Genomic DNA, 11,337 nt, shown 5'->3' on the forward strand with positions numbered 1-11,337 from the left:
ATCGATATTTTTCCGGTGGCGGCGGAGTTACCCGTGCGGTTGGAGTGGTTTGGCGATGAGTTGGATAAGTTACGAGAATTCGATCCGAGTACGCAGCGTTCGCTCGATAAAATTGAGAGTCTGGTATTGACTCCGGTGAATTTTGGGACGATTTTTGGGGAAGATAACACGCAGGCGCGGTACTCTTTACTAGATTATTTACCAGATAATTGTGTGGTGGCGATCGATGAATTCGATCGCGCTCAGGCGCATAACGATCGCTGGTTTGAGTATATTCAAGAAGAATGGGAGACTTTACCAGACGGGACGCCAGTTTGGCATCAACAGTTTAATAATAGCATCGCTAAGATTGCCGAAAGATTTAGTTATTTAAAATTGGATGAGTTGGTAATTAGTGGTGAGGGATTAAATCTAGCCTGTCGATCGATTCCAACTATTCCCCATCAGTTCGCCAAAATTGCCGAAACGCTGCGAGGATATCACAAACAAAGTTATTCGAGTTGGTTGGTGTCCGCACAACCTTCGCGATCGGTATCGTTATTACAAGAACACGATTGTCCCGCTCAATTTGTCCCCAATCCGCGCGACTTTCCGGCGATCGATAAGTTACAAATTCAGCATACGGCAGTAGCGATTAAATATTCGGGTGTTGCAGAATTAGAAGGATTTATTCTGCCGACATTTCGGATGGTAGTAGTTACCGATCGCGAGTTTTTTGGACAGCAATCTTTAGCGAGTTTTAGTTACGTTCGCAAGCGGCGTCAGGCAGCATCCAAACAAGTCGATCCGAATAAGTTGCGCCCTGGCGATTATGTAGTGCATCGCAATCATGGTTTAGGGAGATTTATTAAGTTTGAAAGCATTCAGACTGACGATACATTACGCGACTATCTAACGATTCAATATGCCGATGGCTCGCTGAAAGTTCCCGCAGATCAAGTAGGTGTATTATCGCGATTTAGACAGGCGGCGGGTGCCAAACCAGAACTAAATAAATTATCGGGGCAAGCTTGGGAAAAGACCAAAGCAAAAGTCAAGAAGTCGATTAAAAAGTTAGCATTTGACTTGCTCAAACTCTACGCCGAGCGATCGCAAAAAGAAGGCTTTTCGTTCCCGCCTGATGCGCCGTGGCAACAAGAATTAGAAGACTCATTTCGTTATCAGCCGACACCAGATCAATTAAAAGCAACACAAGATGTCAAACGCGACATGGAAAGCGATCGACCGATGGATCGGTTAGTGTGTGGCGATGTCGGTTTTGGTAAAACTGAAGTAGCAATTCGGGCGATCTTTAAAGCAGTTACTACTGCCAACAAACAGGTGATATTTCTGGCACCGACAACAATTTTAACCCAGCAACATTATCATACGCTCAAAGAAAGATTCGCACCCTACCCAATTAATATCGGACTACTCAATCGCTTTCGGACGGCAGAAGAACGTAAAGATATTCTCCATCGGCTCAAAACTGGCGAACTAGATATCGTCATCGGTACCCATCAACTATTGAGTAAAGAGTTAAAGTTCAAAAATTTGGGCTTATTAACGATCGACGAAGAACAACGATTTGGTGTCAATCAAAAGGAGAAAATTAAGACTCTCAAAAGTCAAATTGATGTATTAACACTCTCCGCTACACCCATTCCGCGTACCCTATATATGTCTCTATCTGGCGTGCGCGAAATGAGCTTAATTACCACGCCACCACCCTCGCGCCGCCCGATCGCCACTCACTTATCGCCGTATAAAATTGACGCGATCGCGACAGCAATTCGTCAAGAACTCGATCGCGGCGGACAGATATTTTATGTAGTGCCAAAAATCGAAGGCATCGAAGAAACTGCTGGCAAAATTCGCGAACAAATTCCATCTTGTCGGATCGCGATCGCCCACGGCCAAATGGACGAAGCAGAACTAGAATCGACGATGTTAACCTTTAGTAATGGCGATGCCGATTTACTAGTTTGCACGACAATTATCGAATCGGGTTTAGATATTCCCCGCGTAAATACCATCTTAGTTGAAGACGCCCATCGGTTTGGATTATCTCAATTATATCAATTGCGCGGACGCGTCGGACGCGCCGGAATTCAAGCTCACGCCTGGTTATTTTACCCCAAGGAATCAACACTATCCGAGACAGCCAGACAGCGGTTAAAAGCGATCCAGGAGTTCACTCAGTTGGGTTCTGGTTATCAACTCGCCACTCGCGATATGGAGATTCGCGGCGTCGGCAATTTGTTAGGTGCAGAGCAATCGGGACAGATGGATGTAATCGGCTTTGACTTGTATATGGAAATGCTGCAAGAAGCCATCAAAGAAATTCGCGGACAAGAAATTCCCCAAGTCGATGATACCCAAATCGATCTCAAAGTTACGGCGATGATTCCTGCCGATTATATTGCCGATTTGGAGCAAAAAATGAGTGCTTATCGCGCAGTTGCCGCCGCCGATACCCAACAAGAATTGACAAATATTGCCGCCGAATGGCACGATCGATATGGCGAAATTCCCAAGCCAGCTCAACAATTATTCCGCATCGTCGAACTCAAACAAATTGCCAAACAACTCGGCTTCAGTCGGATTCGTCCTGATGGCAAACAGCACGTTATTTTAGAAACACCAATGGCGGAACCAGCCTGGAATTTACTGGCTGAATATATTCCTGACAATGCTCGATCTCGTTATGTCTATAGTACGGGCAAGGTGACGGCAAGAGGCTTGGGTGTGTTGCGTCCCAACGAGCAGGTGGAAATGTTAATTGAGGTGTTGAGCAAGATGCAAGGGGTATTGATGTCGGGTGTCTCGACTTAATTGAATGTTCTTAGTTGGCAACCGCCCTGAAATGAATTTGCGGATGCATTTCCGGTCGGGTTTCCCGACCATGGAAATGCACCAAGCAGCGGTGCGCGCTCGTCGGGTTTCCCGACGGTTTAGCGTAACAAGACACGGGCTAAGAGCGAAAGTTCACTAAAGTGAACTAATACATTAGTATGTGTCGAGAATTAATACCAAATCTTTAAATTACGGCTATAGCGGATGCGCGCACCTCGGCTTTGCCGCACTAAGTAGATCTTTACCCCCTTCTAACCTTCTCTTGAAAAGGGGAGGGCAGGGTGATTTTATACATCAGAATAAAAATCTTTCAGTTCACTTACAGCAAATTCCATTCAAATGAATATTGATAGTTATTAAGATAAGCATTAAACAACAGTTCTTGCCACAGAGAATTGTGCCGTTGCTGATTCTAAATGCTTGATTAAAGTAGGTTGAGGTAATGGCCCAATTAGATGATACCAGGGTAGAATTTGACTGGTATCCCAAGTTTGATGAACGTAAAAATCTAGATCTGGAACCTTGCCCCGTAACTCTTTGAATGCGCGCCGAAAACTGCCGATCGAATCGCCATAATTGCGGGTAAGTTCGAGTAGATACGATAATCGACGATCGCCTCTAGAAATTATTGCTTGAATTACCGACCAATTATAACTTTCAGGCCGAAAATCGATGCCATTGGGCGTCAGTTGTTTTTGCAGTAACTTCAATCTTTTATCGGCTTCTTTATTTACTCCAAACCACTGAAAAGGCGTGTGAGCTTTGGGCACGAATGTACTGCATCCAAAAGTTAGACGTAATCCTGGCACGGCTTTTTTAAGCGATCGCAACATTGCCACCGTCTCATCGATGTCATTATTCTCTTCACCTGGAACACCTGCCATCCCGTAGAGTTTCAATCCTTTCAAACCGCCTGCTTTCGCATTAGCCGCAGCTTGAAATATTTCATCGGTTTCGAGCTTTTTATTGACGATCTTCCTCATCCGTTCCGAGCCACTTTCAACTGCAATTGTTAGCGATTTACTATCGCGCTTGGCTAAGATTTCCGCTAATCTAACCGTCACGGTATTCGTGCGGACTGAGGATACACTCAAGCGGACATCATCATACTTGGGTTGGGCGAGATGTTCGAGTAATGCTGGAAACTCTGGATGTTGAGTCACCGATGCGCCGAGTAACCCCAAGCGATTGGTTACCTGTAAACCTGTATCGATCGCCGGAATTAACGATTCTTCGACATTGGCAACTCTAAATGGTAGCGTCAGATAGCTTGCCAAACAAAATCGACACATTTCGGGGCAACTGCGAACGACTTCGACCATAAAAATACTTTCCCATGCAGCTTTTTCGGTAACGACACTGGAAACAGATAGTGTATTGCCGCGATAGGTTTGTTTGGTAATAGTTGCCGGAATATTACTATCGATCGGGACGATACGTTCGATTAAGTCTTCATCATATTCAACCCGATATAAACTTGGAGTATAAATCCCAGGTATTTGCGCCAAATGTTTGAGCTTCGTCAGGCGATCGGCTGTTCTTACTTGTTGATAGGCTGTAATAAAATTACCTAATAAATCTTCTCCATCGCCTACTAAAATCAAATCGAAGAAATCGGCAAAAGGTTCGGGATTCGCGCTTAAGACTGGCCCTCCACCGAATACGAGTGGATCGTTATCGTTGCGATCGCTACTTCGTAAGGGTATTTCTAGTGACTCTAATAAATTGAGAATATTGACATAATCTAATTCCCAAGATAGCGAAAATCCTACTAATTCTGGCGATCGAGGTAAGGACTCACGGACGTCTGTAAATAACCGACAAACATCTACATCCGATCGCATGGCTAAAGTTGCCCACACCACCTGATATCCCAAGCTCGTAATTCCAACTGTATAAGTATTGGGAAAAGCAAAGATCGTCGGAATTGCCTCTGGTTCTGGCACAGCGGGAGTGAATAAGAGGTGTTCGGAGTTGAAGACAGGGTTGGACACGGGATAGGAGTTGGGAGTTAGGAGTTAGGAGTTGGGAGTTGGGAGTTGGGAGACTCAAAGAGGGAGGAAGAAGCATTGGAGACAGAGCGGTTGTCTAAATCAGGAGCGGGAAACTTGGAACGCAGTTCCAAAACCTCAATTAAACCGAACTCTTCACTCCCTGTCTTGTCTTGACGCACACAAACGGGAGGGAACCTCCCGTTCGATGCGTCGCTGTCTCGCTAAACCGTCGGGAAATCCGACGAGCGCGAGCCGCAACTCCCCACTCCCAACTCCCCACTTTGTTTAAGCTTTGTTACCTTGTGTCTCAAAGATGACGAAATTTGCCGAAAATGAGTGCGATAGCTAATTGTGGCTGCATCGTTTTTAAAAACCAGTTACTCCAAAATAGGAAAAGTAATTATGGCACTTCAACGTGGTTCAAAAGTTCGCGTCCTCCGGAAGGAATCTTTCTGGTTCCAAGATGTCGGCAGCGTCGTATCGATCGACCAAAGCGGCATTAAGTATAACGTGATCGTGCGTTTTGATGAAGTTAACTATAGTGGCTTCAGCGGTACCTCTGGTGGCGTCAACACCAATAACTTCGCAGTTAGCGAGTTACAGGAAGTCTCTGCACCAGCAGCCAAAAAATAAGCTACGCGTTGGCGTAGCCTCTCGTTACGAGAATTGCGGCAACTAGGGCGGGTCATCGTTCCATCCTAATCTCGGTTAGGATAGACCCTAGCCCAAACCCTAGTTACTAGTCTAACCACTAATGCCAGAATTACCTGAAGTTGAAACAGTTCGTCGAGGTCTAGATCGGTATACACTCGATCGAGCGATTACTGGCACTGAAGTCTTATTACCACGCACGATCGCGCATCCCGAAACGCCTGAAGAGTTTAACTTTGGACTCCAGCATACCAAGATTAAAACTTGGCATCGGCGCGGCAAATATTTATACGCAGAATTGGTCTCCAAGGACTTACAACAGCCTGCTGGCTGGTTGGGAGTGCATTTACGCATGACGGGGCAATTGCTATGGGTAGAGAGCCATACAGAGATGCACAAGCATACCCGCGTCAGATTATTTTTGGGCAAAGATTGGGAAATTCGGTTTGTAGATCAGCGCACATTCGGACAGATGTGGTGGATTCCCCCTAGCAAGCTACCAGAACAAGTGATGACGGGGATGGGTAAACTAGGGCCAGAACCTTTCGATCTGGCGTTTACTCCCGAGTACTTTGCCGCTAAACTTCAGAAGTCCCAGCGCAATATCAAAACCGTCATCCTCGATCAAAACTTAGTCGCAGGATTGGGAAATATCTACGCCGACGAAGCGTTATTTCTAAGCAAAATTCATCCGAATACTCCCGCCAACCAGCTCGCGATTGCTCAGATCGAACTGTTACGCAACTCAGCCATCAAAGTCCTCCAAACCTCGATCGAGCAGGGTGGCACCACTTTTAGCAATTATCTCAATGTCCAGGGCACCAACGGCAATTACGGTGGCATGGCATGGGTTTATAATCGTACCAAGCAACCATGTCGAGTCTGTGGTACTCCGATCGAAAAAATTAGATTGGGGGGTAGAGGCACGCATTATTGTCCTCATTGCCAAGGCACCGAGCCAGCCTAATACCGAAGGCTGGCAATCTTCACCCGATAGGGTAGTTGCGTGAAAATATCTTCAGGTTGGTAGCTGTACCTGGTATTGTCAGTTCTCGATCGACGTGCAGTTATTTCAATGGAAATCATCAAACTACATCAATAGATCGGATAAGCTCTTTTCTATACAGCTTTTGTTTCTGTTTAAATAATTATCAGTAAGATATCTGATTACCAACTTACTTGCAAAGATTATGACTGTCAAAGCTAGAAAAGTCAAACAATTAAATATTAAAATTCCCGTTCAAGAGCTGTCAATACTGGAAACCTTTACCGAGCGATCGGAAAGAACCAAAACAGATGTTATTCGAGAATTCATCAGAGCTTTGCAAGTTGACGCTTAATTTAAACAGACAACCGCTCCAGAAAGTCTCATAAAGCCAGCGGCAATTACCGTGACATAAAATGGGGGCACACTCACGCCAAGCAAACTTGTTACGTCTGTGGCTCCCCAATCGTCACAATTAGATTTCGATACATATTCGATCGCCACAAATAGACACTTAAATTAATTGAGAATTGAGAATTGAGAATTGAGAATTGCGGATGCATTTTTGGACGTTTTTTGTCTTGATGCAGTTGTCTGGATAGGGGCTTTAAACCACTGTTGTGCGGTAAAATAAAAACCAACAATAATCGAATTATTAAAATCGATATTGTTTGTCTCCTACCCATAAACTTACAGGTGTAGCCAAACCCCGATTATCGACTTTGACTTCTACTAATAGATTCCGATTACCAGATCGAGTAGAACTAATATCTGTATTTACACCATCTTTACGATCTTCGGGCATGTAGTAAGTCTCCAAGCCGTAAATAATATTACTGCCATCTGATACGCCGCGAATGGCAATTTTATCTGCCGATAAGTTTGGGGGTAGGTTGGCATCGATCGCGACTGGTTTCCATGCTTGCGGGGTAGTGGCATTTGGAGCAGTTTTCAATAATGTTACGTATACTTGCTGGTTCCGATCGAGATTCGCACTACCTTTTTGACGTTTTAAGTTTTCCCAGCCTGGTAACTTCTTGAGATTATTAAAACTAGAAATATCGTAACTCAAAATTTGATAGTAACCTCTCAGTAGATCGTAAGGATCGACAGGCATAGTTTTGAGAACCACTGTCGTTCCGGTGGCAAGTGCATAAATCGACTGTGCAGCAATACTAGCAATCAGTAAGGATTGGATAAATAAAGGTACAGCCAACCTACCGAAAGGTAATTTCTGATGTGGCTCCAATAGCGGCGGAGCATTTACCAGATCTGGTTCTGCTATCGGCTCCACTGGTTGTCGATCGAGATTTTCCATACTCATAAAACTGACTCCAATATACTAAATATTATCTAAATTTATTCACGATCGACTATATATATCTTCGGTGCGTTATGCTGTCTTGTCTCGCTAAACCGTCGGGGAACCCGACGAGCGCGAGCCGCTGTCGCAGTAACACACCCTACAATTTTTCTAAATTCAACTATCGACTAACAACTCCCAACTCCCAACTAATTCACCTTTGCCTCTCTCAAATTGCGAACGTGCCGCTCGAACCACAAACCGACAGCAATAATTCCAACTCCACAGAGAATAAATAATAATGATTTGGTCATCAGATCGTTTTGAGTCATCAAAAACCAAATAATAATCCTACTAGAAAGCAATCCTAAACCGAACCAAAAAGCACCGCGATCGCTATTTGCTAAACCCGATCGGATCGAACCAATTGTTACAGCCAGTAATAAGCCCCAAAAGATTGCTGGAAATAGCAATAACAGAAAGCTAGGACTAGTGGAGGTGCTAGTCATATCGATCGCACTAACTTGAGCGAAGATCGCGATCGCGAGCGTACAACTGGCGATACCGACTGCTGTTGTCGTTGAATTCCAGGGGTAATGACGAGAATTATTGCGAGATTGCCAGATTAAATACAGCCAAATTCCGGTTGAAATAACTCACCTCTAACGTGGAACATTTGCCCCATTAGAGCCATATTGCCACCCAACATCAAAGCTCCGAGCAATAACAATGCCTGTCCGAATCTTTGCTTGCCACCTACTGGTTCGCGCCACAGATAAAAGCCCAAGATATTGACAATAACAAACGCGCCGAGCAAAATGCCTACCCGCCATTCTCTGGCTAATTGTTGCCAATTGGCCGAAACAAAAGTTAATACCCCGATCCCAATTAATACGCAACCCAAACCCATCAATAAGGTAATCAAACTATTGCGAGATTCGATATCTAGATCGGAAAATTGGTACCGCTGTGCGATTCGATCGTGAATGGTGCGATCGATTAAACCTTCTTGCGCCCATAAATCGGCTTCACGTCGCAATTGGCGACGAAACTTAGTTGGTAACATATATCGACATAGTTGAGTGAAATTTTGGATTGTGGATTGCCCGACGGTGATGCGTGCGACCACTGCTTAGGCGGCGTGCTTTTCTTCGAGATAGGGAAAGGGGGAAAGAATCGAACAATTTCCTTTACCCTTATCCCCATAACCACCTAGCGAATATAACTAGCAACTTGCGTTAAATATATTCGACCACGATCTCGATCGGTTAAAAGCGTAGTTTGTGACAGTTTGTAGATTGGTTATGACTAGGTTACCTCGACCGATAGGTAAAGGGAAAACGGAAAAGGGTAAAGGGTAAAGGGTAAAGCAACCCCTTCCCCCAACATCACTATTTGTGAAATCAGTCCAAAGATAGAGAGAACATAATTGTAAGTAATCCATAATGTGTACGAGGATGAGTAGTGTATTTACCAATCGTCAGGACAATCAATCTGTAAATCGGCAAATTAAGTTTGCCCAATAGTAATAAATTAATCGATCGATTTTTAGCGAATCTAAACGATACATTTCAAATGCAAGTTTCGATTTAGCATTAAGCGTACTGTTGAGATCGATCGGCCCCAATATTTCGATCGAAATTGCTACTAGCAACTTTGCTTTTGAGAATATTAAACAATTCTGTCGATCGATTATTGGCAATCGAGTAAACAGGGGAATTTAATTAAACATCAAATACCATAAGGTTGATGCTGACTAACGCTAACTAGCTTTTAGAGCGGTGTCTGCTCGAAAACTATTTTCAGGGAGGATGTATTATTTTTTGCACTCACTCACTTGTTAACACTCACTCACTTATTAACTTAGATCGATTGCGGGTTTTTCCTGAAGAAAACTAGAGACGATCCATGTAATATCTAAACCGATAATGGAATATTTCACAAACCTATGGATGTCAGACTTATTTATCCCACACGGACATTGTTACCTGTGGAAAACCGAATTAGTAGGATTACATTTAATATCGGATCTGACGATCGCGATTGCCTATTTTTCGATTCCACTGACTTTATTTCATTTCGTTGAAAAACGGGAAGATCTACCGTTTAATTGGATTTTCAGCCTATTTGGGGCTTTTATTATCCTGTGCGGGACTACTCACCTGTTGGAGATCTGGACGTTGTGGCATCCAGTATACTGGCTCTCTGGTACTGTGAAAGCTATGACTGGCATCGTTTCTGCTTATACCGCCGTAGTACTGGTGAAATTAATTCCCCAAGCGTTGCAACTACCGAGTCCAGCGCAGTTAGCAGCGACAAATCAGGCACTAGAGCAGCAAATTCGCGATCGGGAGTTAGTAGAAGCCCAACTTCAACAAGTTAATGATGAACTAGAAGCACGGGTGGCCGCACGGACATTAGAACTAGAAGCCTCAATGCTTTTAACTCAAAACTTGGCCGAACGGATGACACTAGCGACTAATGCTGCGCGAATGGGTGTTTTTGACTGGAACATAGTCGCTGACAAAGTGGCTTGGAACGAATATCATGCGAAAATACTGGGCTATACATTCGGTGCGGCAGAGTACTCCTATGCAGATTGGGAACGACGAGTTCATCTTGAAGATTTGCCCGCAGTCAAAGTAGCAGTCGAACTGGCAATGAATACTGGTACCGACTACTCCGAACAGTATCGAGTAATTTGGCCAGATGGCAGCATCTATTGGATCGATGCATTTGGCAGATTTTACTACAATGATGGTCGGCCAGTACGGATGACTGGCATCATCTGTGATGTTACCGAGCGCAAGCAGACCGAACTGTTCCTCCAAGCACAGACGCTCAAACTCGCCAAAACCACAGCCTTACTCGAACGACGCAATCAAGAGTTAGACCAGTTTGCATATATTGTTTCTCACGATCTCAAAGCACCCCTGCGCGGAATTGCCAATCTCTCGGAATGGATTGAAGAAAGTCTGGCCGAAAACATTGATGCGGAAATCCAAGAGTACCTAAACTTAATGAGATCGCGGGTTGTACGGATGGGATCTTTAATCGATGGCTTGCTCGATTACGCCCGTGTCGGTCAGACTGAGGTAAGTTTGACAACTTTTGCAATTGAAGACTTATTAGCAGAAATTATCGATTCTCTAAATATTCCGGCCAGTTTTAAGTTCGATTTACCCACCAATCTACCGCCGATCGTCACTAATCGCTTACTTCTGAGTCAAGTCTTTGCTAATTTAATCGGTAATGCTTACAAACATCACGACCGCACTGATGGGCACATTCAGATTACCGCACAGCTTCAAGCAGATTTGTGGGAATTTACGGTAACAGATGATGGCCCCGGCATTCCCGCAGCCGATCGCGAGCGGGTGTTTGATATTTTCCAAACTTTAGTCGAGCGAGATCGACAGGGAAATACTGGGATTGGATTATCGATTGTCAAAAAGCTCGTCCACAGTCATGGTGGCGAGATCGCAATTGAATCCGAACTCGGTCGTGGGACGACTTTTCGGTTTACCTGGTCGCAAGGATCGTAGCTTGCAGCAAGCACTTTATTGAAT

11 protein-coding genes are annotated in these 11,337 nt (G+C 44.4%); 5 read left to right on the forward strand and 6 right to left on the reverse strand.

The window, feature by feature from the left end:
- The coding region (gene mfd / locus C7B77_RS13460) for a transcription-repair coupling factor (RefSeq protein WP_106305443.1) at positions 1 to 2,814 on the forward strand (2,814 nt) is incomplete at its 5' end.
- A gap of 389 nt (positions 2,815 to 3,203) precedes the next feature.
- On the opposite strand, the gene C7B77_RS13465 is transcribed toward mfd, so the two are convergent.
- Both C7B77_RS13465 and C7B77_RS29995 read right to left on the reverse strand, forming a co-directional pair.
- Entirely contained in the window at positions 3,204 to 4,829 is a 1,626-nt protein-coding gene (locus C7B77_RS13465; protein ID WP_106305446.1) for a B12-binding domain-containing radical SAM protein, read from the reverse strand.
- Between the two features lie 17 nt (positions 4,830 to 4,846).
- Positions 4,847 to 5,008: a hypothetical protein gene (locus C7B77_RS29995; RefSeq protein WP_181243858.1), complete on the reverse strand. Its 162-nt coding sequence runs from the start codon at positions 5,006 to 5,008 to the stop codon at positions 4,847 to 4,849.
- A 223-nt stretch (positions 5,009 to 5,231) separates the two neighbouring features.
- Between C7B77_RS29995 and C7B77_RS13470 the strand changes: the two genes are divergently transcribed.
- From C7B77_RS13470 to C7B77_RS13480, 3 genes are all read left to right on the forward strand, one after another.
- A complete protein-coding gene (locus C7B77_RS13470) occupies positions 5,232 to 5,462 on the forward strand; it encodes a photosystem I reaction center subunit IV (protein ID WP_106305468.1) in 231 nt (76 codons plus the stop codon).
- Between the two features lie 121 nt (positions 5,463 to 5,583).
- Positions 5,584 to 6,447 carry a DNA-formamidopyrimidine glycosylase gene (locus C7B77_RS13475; RefSeq protein ID WP_106305449.1) on the forward strand — a complete coding sequence of 288 codons (864 nt, stop codon included), beginning with the start codon at positions 5,584 to 5,586 and terminating at the stop codon, positions 6,445 to 6,447.
- A 223-nt stretch (positions 6,448 to 6,670) separates the two neighbouring features.
- On the forward strand, positions 6,671 to 6,820 hold the full coding sequence (locus C7B77_RS13480; RefSeq protein ID WP_106305452.1) for a CopG family transcriptional regulator: 150 nt from the start codon (positions 6,671 to 6,673) through the stop codon (positions 6,818 to 6,820).
- Here the strand turns inward: C7B77_RS13480 and C7B77_RS30000 are convergent.
- The 4 genes from C7B77_RS30000 to C7B77_RS13495 form a co-directional block, all read right to left on the reverse strand.
- On the reverse strand, positions 6,817 to 6,969 hold the full coding sequence (locus C7B77_RS30000; RefSeq protein WP_181243859.1) for a hypothetical protein: 153 nt from the start codon (positions 6,967 to 6,969) through the stop codon (positions 6,817 to 6,819). The genes C7B77_RS13480 and C7B77_RS30000 overlap by 4 nt on opposite strands.
- Positions 6,970 to 7,120: 151 nt before the next feature.
- The gene (locus C7B77_RS13485; RefSeq protein ID WP_245894186.1) at positions 7,121 to 7,789 is read right to left on the reverse strand and encodes a GDYXXLXY domain-containing protein; all 669 of its coding nucleotides are present in this window, start codon (positions 7,787 to 7,789) and stop codon (positions 7,121 to 7,123) included.
- Between the two features lie 188 nt (positions 7,790 to 7,977).
- Complete coding sequence (locus C7B77_RS13490; protein WP_106305459.1) at positions 7,978 to 8,277, reverse strand: hypothetical protein; 300 nt, start codon at positions 8,275 to 8,277, stop codon at positions 7,978 to 7,980.
- Between the two features lie 116 nt (positions 8,278 to 8,393).
- Complete coding sequence (locus C7B77_RS13495; RefSeq protein ID WP_106305462.1) at positions 8,394 to 8,834, reverse strand: DUF2157 domain-containing protein; 441 nt, start codon at positions 8,832 to 8,834, stop codon at positions 8,394 to 8,396.
- A gap of 862 nt (positions 8,835 to 9,696) precedes the next feature.
- Here C7B77_RS13495 and C7B77_RS13500 point away from each other — a divergent pair.
- Positions 9,697 to 11,313: a sensor histidine kinase gene (locus C7B77_RS13500; protein ID WP_219892143.1), complete on the forward strand. Its 1,617-nt coding sequence runs from the start codon at positions 9,697 to 9,699 to the stop codon at positions 11,311 to 11,313.
- The last annotated feature ends 24 nt before the right edge of the window (positions 11,314 to 11,337 follow it).

This window comes from Chamaesiphon polymorphus CCALA 037, assembly GCF_003003845.1.
Classification (GTDB): Bacteria; Cyanobacteriota; Cyanobacteriia; order Cyanobacteriales; family Chamaesiphonaceae; genus Chamaesiphon; species Chamaesiphon polymorphus.